A 19,941-nucleotide genomic window follows, 5' to 3' on the forward strand; every position below is an offset into this window, starting at 1 on the left:
TCGCCTACGGGGCCACCGGCGCGAGGGGTATATCCGCCGGGGCGCTCAGGGTCAGTTCGTGCCGCACTGTGGCCTTGCCCCCGGCAGGGGCTTCCAGCTCCCAGACCAGCCGGTGTTCAGCGGGTTCTTCCTTGGCCTGGGGGGTGTTTTTGGTGTTCAGGCGCACGTCCTTGTCCACAATTTCGGGCAGGGGGCGTTCCAGCCGCACGGGCACGGCCTGTTTACGCGCGTTGATGATTTCGTAGGTCCAGGCCCAGGTCCAGGTACGGGTCTTGCCTACAAAGCCGCTTTCGCCGCGGCCCCGGCTGTCTGCCGTCACGCGCAGGCTGACGCGCGGGTCCGGGCCGAAAAAGAGTTCTGTGGTTGCGCCGCGCGGCTGGAACAGGCCGGAGCCCACCCGCTGCCCGTCCATGAAAAATTCCGCCGCGCCGTCGGGCCAGGCCGTGCCCGCAGGGGGCGTGGCCTGCGCCCGCAGCCAGACCAGGCCCTGCCCGCCGGTAGGCCGGGCCACCCACTGCAGGGGCGTCTTCCAGACGTCCTCCGCCAGCAGCAGGCGCGTCTTGCCCTGGTCCAGGCCGGGGGTTTTGGGCGTCCAGACGGCATAAACCCCGCCCGCGTCGTGGCGCACAGGGGCGGCGTCCGCCTTGGCGGCCCCCACCACCGGAAAGCTCAGCGTCTCGCCCGTGCGGAGCGCGGCCAAAGGCTGGGGCTGGGGCCGGGCCTCCACTACCCAGCGCGGCAGGGGCGCGGGTTCGCGCGGGCCGGCAGCGCCATTGGCCAGGGTCAGCCGGGCTTTGCTCCAGTCCATGCCGGAATACTGCCAAACTTCGGCCAGCAGACGCACCTTTGTCTTGGCGTCCCTGACCGCGTCTGGCGTGGCTTCAAAGGTATACACGGGCCGCCAGCCGCAATTGGGAAGGCTGTAGCTGTAGCGCACGGGCAGGGCCGTTTCGCTCACCGGCGACTGCAGGACCACGGACACCAGCTGCCCCAGATCCGGAGCCTGGGGCAGTTGCTTAAGAGCCTCTTGCGCCAGGGTCAGACGGTATTCCAGATCGGCCTTTTCATAAGACAGGTTGGGCAGGGTATCACTCAGGCGCTTGTCGCGTTCGGCCAATTCCTGCACGGAAAGGCCGCGCGTGTCGCCCTGCCAGAGGGCCAGCCGAGCCTTGACGGCCTCCAGCTTGCCGGCCAGCGCGCGCACGCCGTGTTCCAGTTCCGCCCGCTGTTTGCCCAGCGCGCCGCCGGTCGCCAGCGGCAAGGGGCTCGTACTCCAGCTGGTCAGCACCTGCCCAGGCACGCGCACGTCCAGATCCCGCGCGCCGCCGGGCAGGACGAACTGCAGCACGCTGCGGCCATTCTCTGTAAGGACGGGGGCCGTATGCGCCACCTCCAGCAGTGCGCCGGAAGGCGACAACAGCACGCTGGCGGGCGGCGTGGGGGCCGTGGGGCTTTCCACGGCAAAGGCGGGTGCGGCCCAGAGGAGCAGCGCGGCCAGGCCGCACGCAATGCGGCCCAGCGGGGAGCGGGCGCGACCGTTGCCGGGCCTTTGTGAGGGGAACAGGTGGGTCATGACGTTTCTCCTGTACGCCGCCGGTCCGGGCCGCGCCCGAAGCTCAGCGGGTCAGCTTGCGGAACTTGGGACGGTGGGGCGTGTCCGCTTCCTTACCAAGGCGCTTACGCCGGTCGTCCTCATAGTCCGTGTAGTTGCCTTCAAAAAAGACTACTTCGGCATTATCTTCAAAGGCCATGATGTGCGTGGCCACGCGGTCCAGGAACCAGCGGTCGTGGCTGATGACCAGCACGCAGCCCGCGAAGTTGTCCAGGGCGTCTTCCAGGGCGCGCATGGTGTTCACGTCAATATCATTGGTGGGTTCGTCCAGCAGCAGCACGTTGGCCCCGGATTTGAGCATGCGCGCCAGGTGCAGACGGTTGCGCTCTCCGCCGGAGAGCACGTCCACCTTTTTCTGCTGGTCCGCGCCGTGGAAGTTGAAGCGCGTGCAATAAGCCCTGGCGTTGACCTCGCGGCCGCCCAGGGTCACGGTTTCGCGGCCTTCACTGATGAGCTCGTACACGGTCTTGCCGGGGGTAAGGGATTCCCGTCCCTGGTCCACATAGGCGAAGCGCACGCTTTCGCCCACGCGCAACGTGCCGGCATCGGGCTGTTCCCGTCCGGCCAGCATGTTGAAAAGCGTGGTCTTGCCCGCGCCGTTGGGCCCCACAATGCCCACAATGGCTCCCGGCGGGATGACGGCCGTAAGCCCGTCCATAAGCACCCGGTCGCCCAGACTTTTACGCACGCCATCCAGCTCAATGACGCTCTTGCCCAGGCGCGGTCCCGGCGGAATGTAAATTTCAAGGTCGGGCGCGCGGCGTTCGCTTTCGTGGGAGAGCATAGCCTCGTAGGCATTGAGCCGGGCCTTGCCCTTGGCGTGCCGCCCCTTGGGCGACATGCGCACCCATTCCAGTTCGCGCTGCAGCGTTTTCTGGCGCTGGGCCTCGGTTTTGTCCTCATTGGCCAGGCGCTTCTGCTTCTGCTCCAGCCATGAGGAATAGTTGCCCTTCCAGGGGATGCCCCGGCCCCGGTCCAGCTCCAGAATCCAGCCCGCCACGTTGTCCAGAAAATACCGGTCGTGGGTCACGGCAATGACCGTGCCGGGGAAGGACGAAAGATAGCGCTCCAGCCAGGCCACCGAGGCCGCGTCCAGGTGGTTGGTGGGTTCGTCCAGCAGCAAAATGTCGGGGTTCTGCAGCAGCAGCCGGCAAAGGGCTACGCGACGGCGCTCGCCGCCGGAGATGCGGTCCACGGGCATATCGCCGGGGGGGCAGCGCAGGGCGTCCATGGCCATTTCCAGCCGGGAATCCAGATCCCAGACGTTTTTGGCGTCCATGAGCTCCTGCACCTGCGCCTGACGGGCGATGAGGGCGTCCATTTCCTCCGGTTCCATAGGTTCGGCGAAACGAGCATTGATTTCTTCAAATTCGCGGGCAATGGCTACCAGGTCGGCCGCGCCCTCTTCCACCACTGCGCGCACGGTGCGCGTTTCACCGGCCAGAGGTTCCTGCTCCAGGTAGCCCAGGCTGTAGCCCGGGGCCAGCACGGTCTTGCCCTCAAAGGCCTGGTCCACCCCCGCCAGAATTTTCAGCAGGCTGGATTTGCCCGCTCCGTTGAGCCCCAGCACGCCGATCTTGGCCCCGTAGAAGTAGGAAAGGGAAATATCCTTCAATACTTCGCGTTGGCCGTGGCGTTTGCTGACGCGGATCATGGAATAGATGATCTTGTCCGGTTCGTTGCTCATGATGCTCCCTGTTTTCCGTCATCCGCCGTCCGCACGGGCGCGGCAGCGGTTTTGCCGACCATAGCCGCAGGCGCGCGCTTTTTCAAGGCCGCCGGAGCTTTGACTCCCGCGCCGGGCTGTGCGACTCTTGGACGATGGCGGGCCGTGGCGACCCGACCCCATCGGGCCGAAGCGCGTTGGCAGCGCCCGCAGGACATACCCTTTTGCAGCAAGGAACACACTATGAACAAGGAAGTGGTCAGCACCGCCGCAGCCCCCGCCGCCGTGGGGCCGTACAGTCAGGCCGTCTGCGCGGGCGGACTGATGTTTCTTTCGGGCCAGATCCCCCTGGACCCCGCCACCGGCAAACTGGCGGAAGGCGACGTGGCCGCCCAGACGGCCCAGGCCTGCAAAAACGTCCTGGCCCTGCTCAAGGCGCGCGGGCTCGACGCCGCCCAGGTGGTCAAAACCACGGTGTTCATTACAGATATGAAGGACTTTGGCGCTGTTAACGAAGTCTACAAGCAATATTTCACCGCGCCCTGCCCGGCCCGCTCCTGCGTGCAGGTGGCCGCCCTGCCCCTGGGCGCACAGGTAGAAATAGAGGCCGTGGCCGCTCTGTAGGGGGCTCTGCGGCCGCGCGCGGGGCTTGCCATTTGGCCCCGCGTGCCCCATACTGCGGCAGTATGGCCTACAGGGACCAGCAAGGCGGCAGCGATGAAATCTTTGGACGCAGCGCCCGCGCGCGGCTTTGTGCGCAACGCCCAGAAAGACCTTCTCCAGCACAGTCTGGCCGTCTGGCCACGCCGGGAACACCAGCTGCTGGAGGTCAACTGCGGCGACGGCGTTTTTTTGCCCCTGCTCTGGAACTGCGGCTTTGACGTCACCGCCACAGAACGCGCCCCGGAACTGCGGGCTGCGGCCTGCGCCCGCCTGGGCCCGCGTGTGGAAGTGCTGGCCGCCGCCGCCGACCACCTGCCCTTTGAGAACGACGCTTTCCACTGGTGCGTACTGCACCTGGACGCGGCAGCCCTGGCCGACACGGCCCCAATGCTGGCCGAAGCCCTGCGCGTCACGGCCCGCGGGCTGGCCGTAACCTTCTGGAATGCAGCCTCACCGGCCTACGCCGTGCACCGTCTTACGGGACGCAAACAGCCCTGGCCCGGCACGGCCCGCTGCTGGTGGTCGCTGTGGCGCCAGATGCGCAGGCTGGCTGCGGGGCGCCTGCACGGCGGCAGCGCCCTGGTCCTGCCGCGCGGCTTCTGGCGAGGGGGCTGCTGCGAGGCCGTACAACGCGGCTCTGGCCCACGCTGGCTGCCCCTGGGGGCCTGGGGCGTCATCCGCCTGGACCTGGCCCCGCCCGGCCGCGTCACGCCTCTGCCTTTGCGGCTCAAGCCCGGCCGCCTGCCCAGGCCGGAACCGGTTATGGAATATGGCCCCCGCACGTCCCTGCCCTCCAACCCCCGGACGCGCACACCATGAAGCTGCCCCACCTGTCGCCTCCGGCTTTTGTCCACGATGCCGCCGCCGTTGTGCGGCGGCACCTTCTGCCCCTGACCATTGCGCTTACGGTGCTGGTGACGGCCCTGGGCGGCTATATCGGTTGGAATTACTGGCAGTTCCGTCAGACGGCCGCGCATGCCTTTGAAGAATTAAAGGGCGCCCTGCACCCGGCAGACCTGTCGGCCCTGGCCAACCTGGTGGATTTCAACGCTCTGGGCAACCAGCTGGCCGTGGTGGCGGCGCAGAGCTATCCCTTCGCGCGGCCGGGGCCGGCACAGATCACCGACCTGAGCGACCTGATCCAGACGGCGCTGCTCCGCCAGGCCCGGATCAAGGAAGAGCCCCTAAAGGAAACTCCGGACCTGGCCCAGCGGCTGAAAACGCCGCTCTATGTGCTGCCGCAGGACTTTTACACCCAGCTGGCCGCGAGCTGCAGCCTGCAGACAGCGGGCGATACCGTCGCCCTGGTGCGGGCCACCGTGCACCACCCTCTGCTGGACCGCACGTTTACCCTGCTTATAGAACTGGAGCGCACCCCTGTGGAGAGCTGGAAAATCCGCCGTATTGTCAACAGCGCTCAACTGGTGCGGGAGTTCCGCGCCGCGCAGCTGGAACGCATGGCGGCCCGACGCAAGAAGGTGGAGGAAAAAAACGCCGCCGTTACCGCGCGTTTTTACCAGGATTTTCCCATTCAGGACTGCACGGCCGAGGCGGGTACGCTTTCGGACGGCAAGACGCTGCTGCTGGTGCTGCACCTGCGGGCCCGCAACAACGGCGCCACGCGCGTCAACAACATGAATTTTGAGGCTGCGGTGCTGGATCTGGACGGGCGGGAACTGCTGCGCCGCCAGTGCAACGTCGTACAGCCCACCCCCCCCGGCGAAGCCCTGGACCACCGCTGGACCATAGAACTGGACGCCGCAAGCCCCACGGGGCAGAAAGTGCGCGCGGCGGGCGCACTGACCTGCAGGCCTATCTGGAAGACCTTAGGCCTGGCCAACGGCGAGGTGCTGCATATCACGGATCTGCCGGACCAGGAGGAAGAACTGCGCTGATCGCGGGTGCGCGTCGCCCCATTGCCGCAGAGAGGACGCCGGCCCGTCACCGGGGCGGGCCACCCTGACGGAGCGGACGGAACGCGGCTTTTATTTTTAAAGGCGGGGCAGCGCGACTTTCCTCCCGCTGGCTTCTGTGCCATACTCCATGCCGCCCGGCGCGCCGGGCCCTTACCGCCGCCGCGCAGGAAAGCCCCCGGCAACAATCAAATTTTCAAGGAGCTGTCAACATGTCGGGCCTCAGCCGTTCCATCCACCTGACGGTGCACATCCATAAAGACCCGGCCGCCATGGCCGAACGCGCGGCCCACATTCTGGCCGCAGCCTGCGAAGAAGCCGTGGCCGAGCGGGGCGTGTTCAAAATCGCCCTTTCGGGCGGGCAGACGCCCATCCCCCTCTTTCGCCTGCTTTCAGGCCGGGACTGGGCCGACCGCCTGCCCTGGGACAAAATGACCTTCTTCTGGGTGGACGAACGCTGCGTCAGCCCCGAACACCAGGACAGCAACTATGGCCTGGCCCGCCGCGAACTGCTGGGGCATGTGCCCGCCACCCACTTTTTCCGCATGCGCGGCGAAGAAGATCCCGTGGAGGCCGCCCGCAAATACGAACAGCTGCTGCGCACGGACTTCAGCCTGGGCCCGCAGGATCTGCCCCGCTTTGACTTCATGCTGCTGGGCATGGGCGAAGACGGGCACACGGGCTCCATCTTCCCCAACTCTCCGGCGCTGGCCGAACGCAAGCGCCTGGTCATTGACCAGTATGTGCCGGAACGCAAGGCCGACCGGCTCACCCTGACCCTGCCGGTCATCAACAATGCCCGCTGCTGCATGTTCCTGGTTACGGGCGGCGAAAAACACGACGTGCTCTCCCGCGCCCTCAACCTGCTGGCCCAGCCCACGCTGCCCGCCCAGATGGTCCGGCCAGGCTTCGGCGACCTGATCTGGGTTGTGGACGAAGCGGCCGCCACGGGCGCGTAGCCTCATTGCCGCACAAAAATAACGGAAGGGGCCGCAACCGGCCCCTTCCGGCCCCCACCCTCGCGCAACCCTTCTGGCCAACCTCCCTGGCCAACCCCTTTGGACCTGTCGCCTCTTACGGCCCCACCGCCGGTGCCGGTCAGTGCCGTCCCGTACAACGGAACCGGGCCGGAAGGCTGCTTCCGGCCGCCACGCAACGCCCGCCGGGCTTGCAGAGCCCCCATACACAGACCGCCCAACAAGACCTTGGCGGACGCACCACCTTCCAGATTCAAAAAAAATAATCAAATATTTTCCATATATTACTGAAGAAGTTGGCGCGGGGCGCGGGTTTGCCGCACATGCCGCAGCCTTGAAAAACCCGCTCCGTCGCGCTATGGTGCTCCCTGTCAAAAGGATTTTTGCCTGCGGCCCCAAAACAACCGCAGACACAGGGGCGGTCCCCAAACCCGCCCCGTTTTTTGTGCAAGAACGAACAAGACTATGGACGCAAAAAAAATTATCAAAGAAACAACACTGTTCCTTTGAGCCTTGGAAGGCTTTTTTGCGGACCTGCATTGACAGAACGGTATTCTTTTGAAACTTTCTAGACATTGAAAGCGCTCGTGAGCTTAATAGGGAATCCCGTGTAAAGCGGGAGCGGACCCGCCGCCGTAAGCCGCTGTAAACGCCGCCTTTCCTCGTGCGCCACTGGATTTTTTCCGGGAAGGCCGAAGGGCGGCCGGCAAGCCGGAAGACCTGCTTTCAACCCACTATCCCCCCTGGCAACGGGCCTTTGCCAGAGGCGAAGAAGAGCCGTCACGGCGGGGAGCTCTTCCTCCCGCCCGCACCATGCGGACCGGACTTTTTTCATGGCTCATTCATTTGGGAGCGTGTGCATGCCCGCCTGCATCATCAAACGTGACGGCACGGAAGTGCCGTTTGATTCGGTCAAAATTCTTAACGCCATTACCAAAGCCAACAAGGCCGTGGGCGGGGAGGACATGTCCCCCACGGACCTGCTTTTCGTGACGGAAAAGGTCTGCAAAAAACTGGAAGACCGCGACCTCAAACATGTGGAAGAAATCCAGGACGTGGTGGAAGAAAGCCTCATTCAGTACGACTACGCCAAAACCGCCAAGGCCTACATCCTCTACCGCGCCGAGCATACGAAAATCCGCAATGCGGAAACGTATCTCATGGACATCTATAAAAAGCTGACCTATTCCCCGGCCCTCAAAGAGGACATCAAGCGCGAAAACGCCAATATCGACGGCGACACGGCCATGGGCACCATGCTCAAGTACGGCTCCGAGGGCTCCAAATTCTTTATCGACAACTACATCCTGCCCAAGGACGCCTCGGCCGCCCACATCAACGGCGATATCCACATCCATGACAAAGATTTTTACATGCTCACGGAAACGTGCTGCCAGATAGACCTCATCCCCCTGTTCAAAAACGGCTTTTCCACAGGGCACGGCTACCTGCGCGAGCCCAATTCCATTGAAAGCTACTCAGCCCTGGCCTGCATCGCCATCCAGGCCAACCAGAACGAAATGCACGGCGGCCAGAGCGTGCCCCACTTCGACTTTGCCATGGCTGGCGGCATTATCAAAACCTTTCGCAAGGAATACAGCCGCGCCCTGCGCGCCTATGTGCGCATTGCCGCCGGGCTGGACGCCGAAGCGGCCCGCGAGCTGGTGGAGACCCTCCAGACCGGGCTGGGCGAAGGCCCCCGCATGGGCTCCATTGAGGACTACGGCCGCCGCATGGCCGCGGCTGCGCCGGACCAGGCCGAAATGCTGGCCAAGGCCCACGCCTACGCCGCACAAGAGGCCCTGCGCTATACCGACCGCCGCACCTACCAGGCCATGGAAGCCCTCATCCACAACCTCAACACCATGAACTCCCGCGCCGGCGCGCAGGTGCCCTTCAGTTCCATCAACTACGGCACCGACGTTTCCGCCGAAGGCCGCATGACCACCAGAAACCTGCTGCTGGCCACCAAGGCGGGCCTCGGCAACGGCGAAACCTCCATCTTCCCCGTGCAGATCTTCAAGGTCAAGGAAGGCGTCAACTATAATCCGCAAGACCCCAACTACGATCTTTTCAAGCTGGCCATGGAGGTTTCCGCCCTGCGACTCTTCCCCAACTTCAGCTTTCTGGACGCGCCCTACAACCTGCAGTACTACAAAGCGGGCGACTACAACACCGAAGTAGCCTACATGGGCTGCCGCACCCGCGTGCTCGGCAACGTGCACGACAAAGATCGCCAGACCACCTGCGGCCGCGGCAACCTCAGCTTCACTTCCGTCAACCTGCCCCGTCTGGGCCTCGAAGCCCACGGCGATGTGGACCGCTTCTTCGCCCTGCTGGACGACAAAATCGACCTGGTCTTCCGCCAACTGCTGCACCGCTTCAAAATCCAGTGCGCCAAAAAAGTCCGCAACTACCCCTTCCTCATGGGAGAAGGCATCTGGATCGATTCGGACAAACTGGACTGGGACGACAGCATCGGCGAAGTGCTTAAGCACGGCACCCTCACCATCGGCTTTATCGGCCTGGCCGAAACCCTCAAGGCCCTCATGGGCGTGCACCACGGCGAAAGCGAAGACGCCCAGGCCCTGGGCCTCAAAATCATCGGCCGCATGCGTCAGCGCTGCGACCAGGAGTCGGAAAAAACCGGCCTCAACTTCACCCTCATCGCCACCCCGGCCGAAAGCCTCAGCGGCCGCTTCGTGGCCCTGGACAAAGCCCGCTACGGCAGCATCCCCGGCATTACAGACAGGGACTACTACACCAATTCCTTCCATGTACCCGTGTACTTCCCCATCAAGGCCTTCAAAAAAATCCAGATTGAAGCCCCTTACCATGCCATGACCAACGCCGGCCACATCACTTATGTGGAACTGGACGGCGACACCTGCAAAAACCCCGAAGCCTTTGAAAGCATCATTCGCTACATGCACGACCAGGGCGTGGGCTACGGCTCCATCAACCACCCCCTGGACCGCGACCCCGTCTGCGGCTACGTGGGCGTCATCAACGATTGCTGCCCCCGTTGCGGCCGCAAAGAAGGCGAGGGCGTAAGCCTTGATAAGCTCAACCAACTGCGCAGAAAATACCCGCACATGCCCCATTGGGACTGATGCGGCCGTCCCCTCCGGGCAGGGCCCAGGGGACGCACATACCCTACCCTCACCCTTAGTGCAGACCAAGGAGAATACATATGCTGATGAAATCGCGCTTGTTCGAGGAAGTAAAACCCGCCCAGAAACTCGTGGGCCAGGGCCTGGGCTTTGAACGCACCCGCCGCATCACCGGTTACCTCGTGGGCACCCTCGACCGCTTCAACAACGCCAAACGCGCCGAAGAACGCGACCGTGTCAAGCATGCCTGAACCACACGCAGCGCAGCCCCTACGCCTCTCCGGCATTGTGGAGGAATCCATAGTGGACGGGCCGGGGCTGCGCTATGTGCTCTTTACCCAGGGGTGCCCGCACCATTGCAAAGGCTGCCATAACCCCCAGACCCACAGCTTTGAGGGCGGCTTCCTCTTCACCGCCGAAGCCGCCCTCGACCAGATGGGCCAAAATCCCCTACTGGCCGGCGTCACCCTCTCCGGCGGCGAACCCTTCTGCCAGGCCAACGCCCTCTGTCCCGTGGCCGCCGGCGCCCACGCCCTGGGCAAATCCGTGGTCACCTTCACGGGCTACACCTTTGAAGAACTCCACCGCCGCGCCGCCGCCGACCCCTGGACGGCCCGCCTCCTGGACCTCACCGACCTGCTCATCGACGGCCCCTATGTGGAAGAACTGCGCGACCTGGAACTCCAGTTCCGCGGCAGCTCCAACCAACGCCTCCTGGACCACGCCGCCCGCGCCCGCCTGGCGGCGAAGCTGTAAGGGGGAAATTTGGATTTTGTGGGGGGAAGGGAACTTTTGTGAACAAAAGTTCCCTTCCCCCCACGCCCCCCATCCTTCAAAAAACTTTTCTCCTCAGCGCTGCAGGCATCCCCCTGAACGGAAAACAGCAAGAGCGCGATGGGGATTGCTGGACCGCGCCCTTCTTGCAGGGGCGTTCCTGCCCCGACCAAGAGAAGTCCGGCGCATAACCTGAAGGAAGAAAAAAGGGGAATCACGAGATGCATTTTATTCCCTGGCAAGGAAAAAGTCTGCGCCGGGGCGGGGATAGTACGCTTTTGGTACAGACCCGGTCCGGCGCAGGCTCTTGACGCCGCCAGGGGGCAAAAGACGCCCCGCGCCGACCATCTAAAAAAAATCTTGAATATAACCCCAAGCTGGGCCAATATGCCGCCAATGCGGTTCGAACTCTTTGTAGCCCTGCGCTACCTCTTTTCCAGGCGCAAGCAAACCTTCATCTCGGTCATCTCGGTCATGTCCATTTTGGGCGTGGCGCTGGGGGTGGGCGCGCTGGTGGTGGTGCTGGGCGTGTACAACGGCCTGACCACGGACATGCGCGACAAAATTTTGGGGGCCAATGCGCACGCCATTGTGCTTTCCTATGTGCCTTCGGCCTTTGAAAACGCTCCGGATCTGCTGCAGCGCGTGCGCGCCGTAGAGGGCGTTACCGGGGCCACGCCTTTTATTTATACGGAGGTCATGCTTTCCGGCGCGGGGGGGGTCAAGGGCATTGTGCTGCGCGGCATAGACCCGCAGAGCGCGCCTTCGGTGCTCTCCATGCTGCGGCAGATGCGCGCGGGCTCGGTGGACAATCTGCAGAAAAAGGACGACGCGCCCGGCATTATTGTGGGGGATGAGCTGGCCAAACGCCTGGGCCTGGGCCTGGGCAGCCGGGTCAACCTGCTTTCCCCTTCGGGGCAGAAGACGGCTTCGGGCTATGCCCCGCGCATCCGGCCATTTGCCGTGGCGGGCATTTTCAAAACCGGCATGTTTGAGTACGATTCCTCCTTGGCCTTTGTAAGCCTGGCGGCCGCACGTGACGTGCTGGGCCTGCCCGAAGGCTACCTTTCCGGAGTGGAGATCACTGTAGCCGACCTTTTTGCAGCGGACAAAACCGCCGCCCGCATCGGCACGGAGCTGGGCTCGCCCTTCTACGCCCGTTCCTGGATGGAAATGAACGCCAACCTTTTTGCGGCGCTCAAGCTGGAAAAAATCGGCATGTTCATCCTTCTGGCTATGGTGGTGCTCATCGGCTCCTTCTCCATTGTCACGACCCTGGTCATGCTGGTTATGGAAAAAACGCGGGACATTGCCATAATGATGTCCATGGGGGCCACACGGGGCATGATCCGGCGCATCTTCATGCTGCAGGGCAGCATCATCGGCGTCATCGGCACATTGCTGGGTTACGCCATGGGCCTGAGCCTGGGTTGGCTGCTCAAGCGCTACCAATTCATCAAACTGCCGGAAAATGTCTACACCCTGGACCACCTGCCCATCAGCATCAGTCTCACGGACGTGCTCATCATCGGCGCAAGCGCCATGCTGCTCTGTTTTCTGGCCACCCTCTACCCGGCCCGCCAGGCTGCCCGCCTGGAACCGGCCGAAGCCTTGCGGTACGAATAGCATGGGCGCTCTCTACACTTTTTCACACGTGGGCAAAACCTTTGCCGCGCCCGGCGGCTCTCTGGAAATTCTCAAAGATATCAGCCTGACGGTAGAAGAAGGCTCCACCATGGCCATTGTGGGGGCTTCCGGTTCGGGCAAGAGCACCCTGCTGCACCTCATGGGGGCCCTTGATTCTCCCACGACGGGTGCGGTATGCTTTGACGGTGCGGACATGGCCCACATGAGCCCGGACCAGAAGGCGGCCTTCCGCAATCGGACGTTGGGCTTTGTGTTTCAATTTCACCACCTGCTGCCGGAATTTTCGGCACTGGAAAACGTCGCCATGCCGGCCATCATCGGCGGCCGGTCGCGGGGCGAAGTGCTGCCCCAGGCCCGCGCCATGCTGGAACGTGTGGGGCTGGCCGAGCGTCAGGAAAGCAAAATCGCCACCCTCTCCGGCGGCGAACGTCAGCGCGTGGCTCTGGCCCGCGCTGTGCTGCTGCGCCCGCGCGTACTTTTGGCCGACGAACCCACCGGCAACCTGGACGAAACCACCGGGGCGCAGGTGGGCTCCCTTATGAACGAACTCAACCGCGAACTGGGCATGACCCTGGTGGTGGTGACCCACAATCGGGAACTGGCCGCGGGTATGGGCAGAATCCTGGAACTGAAAGCGGGGAATCTGTATGAAAAAACGTTTGCCTGAGCTTCTTGCCGTCTCCTGCCTCGCTTTACTGGCTTGGACGGTGCTTGCGCCCCATGCGGCCAGGGCGGCAGAGCCGCCCTTGGTACTGGTGCTGCCCTTCCAGGTCAATGCCGGGCCGGACATGCCCGACGCCGCTGACCATGTACCCCAGGCCATTGCCACCCAGATGGAACAGCACGGCATGAAGGTGGTGCCCCTGGCCGCCGCCGCACAGCTGCAACGCAAGAACGGCGAGACCATTGACCTGGCCGCGGCCCGCGCCCTGGGGCGCGAGGCCGGGGCCACGCTGGTGGTCTATGGCAATTTCAATCAGCTGGGCAACGGCTTCAGTATGGACACGCGCCTGGTGCCCCTTAACGGCGCGGCCGTGCCCGCGGCTTTTGAGCGCAACAGCCTGCTGGCCCTGGACGAGTGTGCGGCTAATCTGGCCACGCGCGCGGCCCAGCTTACCGGGGCGGGCGCATCTGCAGCGCCAACCGCGACAGCCGCGCCCGCAGACGGTGGCCCGGACCTGGTGCCCATGAGCACGCCGGCTGCGGCCAAGGGCGGCATTGCCGACGTGCAGGTGCGCGGCATGAACGTTATGGACCCGGACACGGTGCTCATGCGCCTGACTATCCGCAAGGGCGACACCCCGGACGCCAACGCCATCAACGAAGAAGTGAAGCGTATCTGGGATATGGGCTACTTCAGCGACGTACAGGCTGCCATGGAAGGCAACGTGCTGGTCTTTACGGTGGTGGAAAAGCCGCGCATTGACAACATCCAGGTGGAAGGCTCCAAGGATATTGACAAAGACGACGTGCTGGCCGCCATGGGCACCAAACCCGGCAGCGTGCTCAACGAGCAGGTGCTTTCCGACGACTTGCAGAAGGTTACGGAGCTCTACCGCAAGGAAGGCTACTACCTCGCCAAGGTCAACTACCGGCTGGAGGACCGCCAAGGCGGCCGCGGGGCGGTGCTTATCCTCACCGTGGAAGAAGGCCACAAGCTCTACATCAAAGAAGTGAAAATCGACGGTCTGGAAAAGCTGGACCGCGGAGATCTGGACAAATACATGGCCCTGAAGCCGCGGGGCATTTTTTCCTGGCTTACGGGCACCGGCGTACTCAAAGAAGAGTACCTGGAGCGCGATACCAACGCCATTGCAGCTTATGGCCTTAACGAAGGTTATATCGATATCCAGGTGGGCGCGCCCACAGTGGAATACAAGGACGACGGCATCCACATCACCTTCACGGTGCATGAAGGACCGCGCTACACAGTCCGGAATGTGGTTTTTGCGGGCGACGTCATCGACAGCGAGGACAAGATGCTTCAGGTCGTCAAAATGGACGACTGGAAGAAGTCCAACAAGTATTTCTCGCTGACGGTCATGCAGGAGGACTCCAAACGCCTTACGGACTACTATGCCGATTACGGTTACGCCTTCGCCGAGGTGGATACCCGCCTCATCAAGGCCGATGACGGCAGCGATCAAGTGGACGTGGGGTATGTGGTCAACAAAAAACAGAAAGTCTTTATCCGTCGCGTCATGGTGGAAGGCAACACCAAAACCCGCGACAACGTCATCCTGCGTGAAATGCGCCTGGGCGACGGCGATATGTATGAAGGCGCCAAACTGCGCCGCTCCAACGAGCGCCTGAACCGCCTGCGTTACTTCTCCGCCGTGGATATGGACCTCATCCCCACCGAAAAAGAAGATGAGGTGGACCTCAAGGTGCGCGTTAAAGAAAGCAACACCGGGGCCATCATGGGCGGTATCGGCTATTCCAGCTACTATGACGTGGGCGTGTCCGCCTCCATCATGGAGCGCAACCTCTTTGGCCGCGGCTACCTGCTGCAGCTGCAGGGCTTCTTCTCCTGGCGGCGCACTTCGGGCGTGCTTTCCTTTACCAACCCGCGCCTCTATGACACGGACCTTTCCGTGGGCAACGACCTCTACTACACCCACGACTACTGGGACGATTTCACCAAGGACACCATCGGCGATACGATCCGTCTGGCCTACCCCATCGGCGAATACACCTCTGTGGGCCTGTCCTACCGTCTGGAGCGCTACGAACTCTATGACGTGGACGACAACGCCTCACCGTACATCAGCGACTACAAGGGCATTAACTGGACCAGCGCCGTTTCCGGCCGCATCCTGCGCGACACCACGGATAACAAGGAACGCCCCACCAAGGGCACCATTGCCCGGCTTTGGGCCGAATACGGCGGCGGCGGCCTGGGCGGCACGGACAACTTTGTCAAGGCCGTGGCCGACTGGCAGGGCTTCTGGTCCTTTAACCCGCAGAACACCGTGCATGTGCGCGGCCGCCTGGGCGGCGTCTTCCAGAACACCAACGACAAGGTGCCTGTATTTGAACGCTTCTGGGTCGGCGGTATGGATACCATCCGCGGCTATTCCTACTCCGACATTTCGCCCCGCGACTACAAATACCAGGGCGAACAGATCGGCGGCGACCGCATGGGCGTGGCCAACGTGGAATACATCTGGACCTTCCAGAAAGATCTGGGCCTGGCTCTGGTGCCCTTCTTCGACGCGGGCTTCAATATCGACAGCAAGACCATGGGCAACGACCTGGACAAGTACTTTGTCTGCTCCACGGGCCTGGAGCTGCGCTGGCGTTCACCCATGGGTGACCTGCGCATAGCCTACGGCGTCCCCTTGGTGCAGGATTATGACAAGGAAATGGAATCGGGGCGCTTTGAATTCAGCATGGGCCAGTTCTTTTAAAAAAAGGTTATGGCACGCTCGGTTCAGGGCCTTGCAAAATTGCAAGGCCCTGAACCGGCCTGACGCCTGCTGACGACAAACGGCGCGGATCATACGATCCGCGCCGTTCTTTTTGTTCCGCCCAAGTGCGCCGTCACAGGCTGCGGCCCGTCACTCCGGGCTTGTCCCGTTCAAAACACGCCCATCACTCAGGGCACCCCCGGCGTGGGCTGCAAAAAAAAGTTTTTTGCAAGGGCGGAGGCATGGGGGAGGGGAAACTTTTGTTCACAAAAGTTTCCCCTCCCCCATATTCTCATTTCCCCGCCTACCGTCTAATACGTTGTGGCGGCGGCGCGTTCCAGACGGGCGAGGGTTTCGTCCCGGCCCAAAAACGCCATGATTTCATTGAGGTGTGAGCCGCCCATAAAACCCATGAGGGCCGTGCGCAAAGGCGGCGCCACGGCTTTGAATTTGAGGCCGTTGTCAGCCACATAGGCGTTGAGGGCGACCTCAAGGTTTTCAGCGGAAAAGGGTTGGCAGGCAGCAAAGATGGGGGCCAGGGCACGCAAATGAACCCTGCCGGCTTCGATCAGGTGTTTGGCGGCGTCCTTTTCCACGTATTCCAGCTCTGCCGCGGGCAACAGCAGGGGGCGGAAGCTCTGGGCCAGGGTTTTAAGGTTGTTGGCCCGTTCGCGGAACATGAGGCAGAGGGGTTCCAGACGCTCCTGAGGCAGGTCGCCCAGGCCGGTTTCGGCCACAAAGGGGGCGGTAAGGCGAGCCAGCTCATCCAGGGGCATGGTGCGCATGAAATGGGCATTGCACCATTCGAGCTTGGCGGGGTCAAAGGCGGCGGCGGCGGGGTTAAGATTGGAGCCGTCGAAATAGGCAATGAGTTCTTCTTTAGAGAAGAGCTCCTGATCGCCGTGGGACCAGCCCAGGCGCACCAGGTAGTTAACCAGGGCCTGGGGCAGCAGGCCGTCCTGTTTGTACTCGATGACGGCGCGCGCGCCGTGGCGTTTGGAGAGCTTCTGACGGTCGGGGCCAAGAATCATGGGCACATGGCCGAAGCGCGGCACGGGCAGGCCCAGGGCTTCGTAGATGAGGATCTGGCGAGGGGTGTTGGAGACGTGATCGTCGCCGCGAATGACGTGGGTGATGCCCATGCTGTGATCGTCCACCACCACGGCCATGTTGTAGGTGGGCATGCCGTCCGCACGGCGAATGACCATGTCGTCCAGCTCGCTCACGTCTACAGCTATACGGCCTTTGACCATATCGTCAAAGACCACTTTGCCGCTGAGGGGCGTTTTAAGGCGCACGCAGCGGCCTTCGCCGGGGCCCAGGTCGCGGGTGCGGCAACGGCCGTTGTAGCGCGGCTTGCGGCCGGCCTGGCGGGCTTCTTCGCGCATGGCCTCCACTTCTTCGGGCGTGCAAGAGCACCAGTAGGCGTGGCCGGCTTGCAGCAGCTTGTCCACATAACTGTTGTAGAGCTCGGTGCGGTTGGTCTGGTAAACGGGCTCGCCGTCCCAGTCCAGGCCCAGCCAGCGCATGGAGGCCAGGATGGAGTCGGTGTATTCCTGCTTGGAGCGGAGGAGGTCCGTATCCTCTATGCGCAGGTGAAAGCGGCCATTGAAATGACGGGCCAGCAGCCAGCAGAAAATGGCTGTGCGCGCGCCGCCGATGTGCAGATGTCCCGTAGGGCTGGGGGCGAATCGGGTTACCACTTGGGTCATGACGTTATCCTTGCTGAAGAATGGACAGGTTCACCGTTACAACGACGCTCAGCAACGGCGGCGCGCCGCGCAAGCGGCGGTCGCAGCCTGACGCAACCGCGCGACGGCGTAAGAAATATTTTCTGAAGGGCGGTCTTCGGCCCGGACAGGCGAAGTAGGCACAGGCCGCCGCCTGTGTCAAGCATGGTCGCCTGTGCCCCGCCCAAGTGCGGCGCTGCTTGCCCCCGAAGCCGCACCGGAACCTGAGTTTGAAGCTGGGGCTGCGCTCCTTCCCGAAGCTGCGGCCAAACCCGCACGCGGGGTGGGCGGCATAATGCGGGCCAGGGCACGGGTCAGATCGTCCACCTTGAGGGGCTTGGTCAGGTGGGCGTTCATGCCGGCCTCGCGGCTGCGCTCGGCGTCACCGCGCATGGCGTAGGCCGTCAAGGCCACAATAGGCACCTCCAGAGCGCGGGGCAGGCCGCTTTCACGGATGCGCCTGGTGGCCGTGTAGCCGTCCATGGTGGGCATTTGCACGTCCATAAGGATGGCGTCGATCTCCGCGTGCCGGGCCTGCCAAAGATCAAGGGCCTCCTGGCCGTTGACTGCGGCGAGGCAGGTGACGCCCATGCCCGAGAGCAGCACTTCCAGGATCTCGCGGTTGATGTCGCCGTCCTCGGCCACCAGCACGCAACGTCCGTGCAGACGGGCGGCGTTGGCGGCAGTGTCGCCCGCATCACCTGCGGCCGCGGCCCGCGCCAAGTCGTCCGCGCATGGGGCAAAGGGCAGCTCCACCCGAAACACGCTGCCTTTGCCCGGTTCGCTCTGCACGCTGATGGCCCCGCCCATGAGGTCAGTAAGTCGGCGGCAGAGGGCCAGACCCAGGCCCGTGCCGCCAAAGCGGCGGGTAATAGAGGTATCCGCCTGCATAAAGGGCGTAAAAATGCGGGAGAGCTCTTCCCGGCTCATGCCGATGCCCTCGTCGCTGATGGAACAGCGTATCCACACCTGACCGCCCTGGCGGCGCAAAAAGTCCAGAGAAATACAGACCCGGCCTTTTTGAGAAAATTTGACGGCATTGCCGCCCAGGTTGAGCAGAATCTGTCTGAGGCGCAGGGCATCGCCGGTGAGAAAGGCAGGCAGACGCGGGTCCACATGGCTTTCCAGGCTGACATGATTGGAGGCCCGCGGCCGCAGCAGCACCATAACGGCCTCCAGCTCCTGCGCAGGACAAAAAGGCTGCTGCTCCAGCTCCAGCCGGTCGGCTTCTATTTTGGAAAAATCCAGCAAATCGTTAACAATCTGCAGCAATGAATCGCAGGTGCCGTAAATTTTTTCCACATAATCGCGCTGCTGGGGGGTAAGGTCTGTATTGAGCACCAGGTGGGCCATGCCCATAATGCCGTTCATGGGGGTACGGATCTCGTGGCTCATATTGGCGAGAAAGATACTTTTGGCGGCATTGGCGGCCTCGGCGCTTTCCTTGGCCTCGCGCAGCACGCGCTCGTTCTGGCGCTGTTCGGTTTCGTCGCTCACATAGCCGGTGACGCGGGCTCCCCCCTTGCCGCCGGTCACTTCATAGACCAGGGCGCACCAGCGCAGGCCCCGGCGGGGATGCACCACGCGCAGCTGCAGGTGGATCTGTCGGCCGGGCAGCCAGTTGTCGGGGTTGCAGAGGACGCGCCAATCGGCCCTGTCTTCGGGCAGGATGCGTTCGGTAATGGTGGCCAGGCGCTCTTCTGGCCCGGCGCCTTCGTGCAGGCCGAACTGTTCGTAAAAAACGTCGTTACCCGTGCAGTCCACCTGCCCGTGGACGCTGCGCATTTCAAAAACGCCCAGCCAGCCCAGCCGACAGGCCAGAGAAAGGCGCAGCAGGCTCTCGCGCAGGGCCTGGTGGGCGGAGTGCAGCTCGCTCATATCCTGGTGGTAGCCGGTGACGCGCACCAGGGGATCGTCGTCGGCAGAAACGCGCCGCCCGCCGCAACGCACGTGCACCACGCCCCAGCGGGGGTGGTTGTAGGGGTAACGCACTTCGTGCATGCGGCTGTCACGCCTCAGGTCGGTCAGGGTGGCTTCCACCGAGGCGCGGTAGCGGCTGTCCACCCGCTCCAGCCAGAAGCGGGCGCAGGCTTCGGGCGTCATGCCCGCGTCCGCACCCAGCAATCGGCAGGTAACGCCATCAGCGCGCAGGCGCAAAACGCCCGTACGGGTATCAAGCTCAATGATCCACAGCCCCACATTGGCAGCCGTAAGAGCCTCCCGCATCCAGGCGCTGTCCTCTTGCCATTCCTGCCCGCCGTTTTCGGCCATCCGTTATACTCCTCAGGGTGGAAATGGTACTATATCGATTTTGTTTCCGCAGCACAATCGGTGCGAGGCCGCGGACGTTATCATATATTCACTGTTTTGACGCCCGGTTGCCACGCCCGCCCCTGCCCTGCCCTTGCGTTGAGGGGCCGGGAGTGCTAGGCAGGA

The 19,941-nt window shown here is 63.2% G+C and carries 14 protein-coding genes and 1 riboswitch; of the genes, 10 read left to right on the forward strand and 4 right to left on the reverse strand.

Annotation, left to right across the window (positions count from 1 at the left end):
- Positions 1 to 4: 4 nt before the first annotated feature.
- Both J7I12_RS05640 and ettA read right to left on the reverse strand, forming a co-directional pair.
- Positions 5 to 1,573, reverse strand: a complete 1,569-nt coding sequence (locus J7I12_RS05640) for a DUF4139 domain-containing protein (RefSeq protein ID WP_302549020.1) — start codon at positions 1,571 to 1,573, stop codon at positions 5 to 7.
- A gap of 43 nt (positions 1,574 to 1,616) precedes the next feature.
- Positions 1,617 to 3,299, reverse strand: coding sequence for an energy-dependent translational throttle protein EttA (gene ettA / locus J7I12_RS05645; RefSeq protein WP_118230054.1), 1,683 nt, complete (start codon positions 3,297 to 3,299; stop codon positions 1,617 to 1,619).
- A gap of 222 nt (positions 3,300 to 3,521) precedes the next feature.
- Between ettA and J7I12_RS05650 the strand changes: the two genes are divergently transcribed.
- The 10 genes from J7I12_RS05650 to bamA all read left to right on the forward strand — a co-directional run bounded on the left by J7I12_RS05650 (position 3,522) and on the right by bamA (position 15,775).
- On the forward strand, positions 3,522 to 3,902 hold the full coding sequence (locus tag J7I12_RS05650; protein WP_288908229.1) for a RidA family protein: 381 nt from the start codon (positions 3,522 to 3,524) through the stop codon (positions 3,900 to 3,902).
- 93 nt (positions 3,903 to 3,995) lie between these two features.
- On the forward strand, positions 3,996 to 4,760 hold the full coding sequence (locus J7I12_RS05655; RefSeq protein ID WP_118230052.1) for a class I SAM-dependent methyltransferase: 765 nt from the start codon (positions 3,996 to 3,998) through the stop codon (positions 4,758 to 4,760).
- Positions 4,757 to 5,836 carry a translation initiation factor IF-2 gene (locus tag J7I12_RS05660; protein ID WP_498794124.1) on the forward strand — a complete coding sequence of 360 codons (1,080 nt, stop codon included), beginning with the start codon at positions 4,757 to 4,759 and terminating at the stop codon, positions 5,834 to 5,836. The genes J7I12_RS05655 and J7I12_RS05660 overlap by 4 nt, the downstream gene beginning before the upstream one ends.
- 230 nt (positions 5,837 to 6,066) lie before the next feature.
- Entirely contained in the window at positions 6,067 to 6,813 is a 747-nt protein-coding gene (pgl, locus tag J7I12_RS05665; protein ID WP_118230050.1) for a 6-phosphogluconolactonase, read from the forward strand.
- Between the two features lie 580 nt (positions 6,814 to 7,393).
- Positions 7,394 to 7,573: riboswitch (cobalamin riboswitch) on the forward strand.
- 118 nt (positions 7,574 to 7,691) lie between these two features.
- Positions 7,692 to 9,944, forward strand: a complete 2,253-nt coding sequence (locus tag J7I12_RS05670; protein ID WP_498794125.1) for an anaerobic ribonucleoside triphosphate reductase — start codon at positions 7,692 to 7,694, stop codon at positions 9,942 to 9,944.
- Positions 9,945 to 10,024: 80 nt separating this feature from the next.
- Positions 10,025 to 10,195 (forward strand): anaerobic ribonucleoside-triphosphate reductase, encoded by a 171-nt coding sequence (nrdD, locus tag J7I12_RS05675; RefSeq protein WP_118230048.1) that lies wholly within the window; start codon positions 10,025 to 10,027, stop codon positions 10,193 to 10,195.
- Positions 10,188 to 10,700 (forward strand): anaerobic ribonucleoside-triphosphate reductase activating protein, encoded by a 513-nt coding sequence (gene nrdG, locus J7I12_RS05680; protein WP_118230047.1) that lies wholly within the window; start codon positions 10,188 to 10,190, stop codon positions 10,698 to 10,700. Before nrdD ends, nrdG begins: the two co-directional genes overlap by 8 nt.
- Before the next feature lie 414 nt (positions 10,701 to 11,114).
- Positions 11,115 to 12,344 carry a lipoprotein-releasing ABC transporter permease subunit gene (locus J7I12_RS05685; RefSeq protein ID WP_165450925.1) on the forward strand — a complete coding sequence of 410 codons (1,230 nt, stop codon included), beginning with the start codon at positions 11,115 to 11,117 and terminating at the stop codon, positions 12,342 to 12,344.
- A gap of 1 nt (position 12,345) precedes the next feature.
- Positions 12,346 to 13,032 (forward strand): ABC transporter ATP-binding protein, encoded by a 687-nt coding sequence (locus J7I12_RS05690; protein ID WP_118230491.1) that lies wholly within the window; start codon positions 12,346 to 12,348, stop codon positions 13,030 to 13,032.
- Positions 13,013 to 15,775 carry an outer membrane protein assembly factor BamA gene (bamA, locus tag J7I12_RS05695; RefSeq protein ID WP_288907605.1) on the forward strand — a complete coding sequence of 921 codons (2,763 nt, stop codon included), beginning with the start codon at positions 13,013 to 13,015 and terminating at the stop codon, positions 15,773 to 15,775. Before J7I12_RS05690 ends, bamA begins: the two co-directional genes overlap by 20 nt.
- 311 nt (positions 15,776 to 16,086) lie before the next feature.
- Here the strand turns inward: bamA and gltX are convergent, their stop codons facing one another.
- Both gltX and J7I12_RS05705 read right to left on the reverse strand, forming a co-directional pair.
- A complete protein-coding gene (gene gltX, locus J7I12_RS05700; RefSeq protein WP_302413542.1) occupies positions 16,087 to 17,487 on the reverse strand; it encodes a glutamate--tRNA ligase in 1,401 nt (466 codons plus the stop codon).
- Between the two features lie 177 nt (positions 17,488 to 17,664).
- A complete protein-coding gene (locus J7I12_RS05705; RefSeq protein WP_118230494.1) occupies positions 17,665 to 19,776 on the reverse strand; it encodes an ATP-binding protein in 2,112 nt (703 codons plus the stop codon).
- Positions 19,777 to 19,941: the final 165 nt, after the last annotated feature.

It is taken from the genome of Desulfovibrio diazotrophicus, from assembly GCF_902498985.2.
In the GTDB taxonomy this organism is placed as follows: domain Bacteria; phylum Desulfobacterota; class Desulfovibrionia; order Desulfovibrionales; family Desulfovibrionaceae; genus Desulfovibrio; species Desulfovibrio legallii.

Bases quoted from the DNA above. Each gene is read 5' to 3' on its own strand.
- J7I12_RS05640 (WP_302549020.1), bottom strand. From the start codon at position 1,573: ATGACCCACCTGTTCCCCTCACAAAGGCCCGGCAACGGTCGCGCCCGC.
- ettA (WP_118230054.1), bottom strand. From the start codon at position 3,299: ATGAGCAACGAACCGGACAAGATCATCTATTCCATGATCCGCGTCAGC.
- J7I12_RS05650 (WP_288908229.1), top strand. From the start codon at position 3,522: ATGAACAAGGAAGTGGTCAGCACCGCCGCAGCCCCCGCCGCCGTGGGG.
- J7I12_RS05655 (WP_118230052.1), top strand. From the start codon at position 3,996: ATGAAATCTTTGGACGCAGCGCCCGCGCGCGGCTTTGTGCGCAACGCC.
- J7I12_RS05660 (WP_498794124.1), top strand. From the start codon at position 4,757: ATGAAGCTGCCCCACCTGTCGCCTCCGGCTTTTGTCCACGATGCCGCC.
- pgl (WP_118230050.1), top strand. From the start codon at position 6,067: ATGTCGGGCCTCAGCCGTTCCATCCACCTGACGGTGCACATCCATAAA.
- J7I12_RS05670 (WP_498794125.1), top strand. From the start codon at position 7,692: ATGCCCGCCTGCATCATCAAACGTGACGGCACGGAAGTGCCGTTTGAT.
- nrdD (WP_118230048.1), top strand. From the start codon at position 10,025: ATGCTGATGAAATCGCGCTTGTTCGAGGAAGTAAAACCCGCCCAGAAA.
- nrdG (WP_118230047.1), top strand. From the start codon at position 10,188: ATGCCTGAACCACACGCAGCGCAGCCCCTACGCCTCTCCGGCATTGTG.
- J7I12_RS05685 (WP_165450925.1), top strand. From the start codon at position 11,115: ATGCGGTTCGAACTCTTTGTAGCCCTGCGCTACCTCTTTTCCAGGCGC.
- J7I12_RS05690 (WP_118230491.1), top strand. From the start codon at position 12,346: ATGGGCGCTCTCTACACTTTTTCACACGTGGGCAAAACCTTTGCCGCG.
- bamA (WP_288907605.1), top strand. From the start codon at position 13,013: ATGAAAAAACGTTTGCCTGAGCTTCTTGCCGTCTCCTGCCTCGCTTTA.
- gltX (WP_302413542.1), bottom strand. From the start codon at position 17,487: ATGACCCAAGTGGTAACCCGATTCGCCCCCAGCCCTACGGGACATCTG.
- J7I12_RS05705 (WP_118230494.1), bottom strand. From the start codon at position 19,776: ATGGCCGAAAACGGCGGGCAGGAATGGCAAGAGGACAGCGCCTGGATG.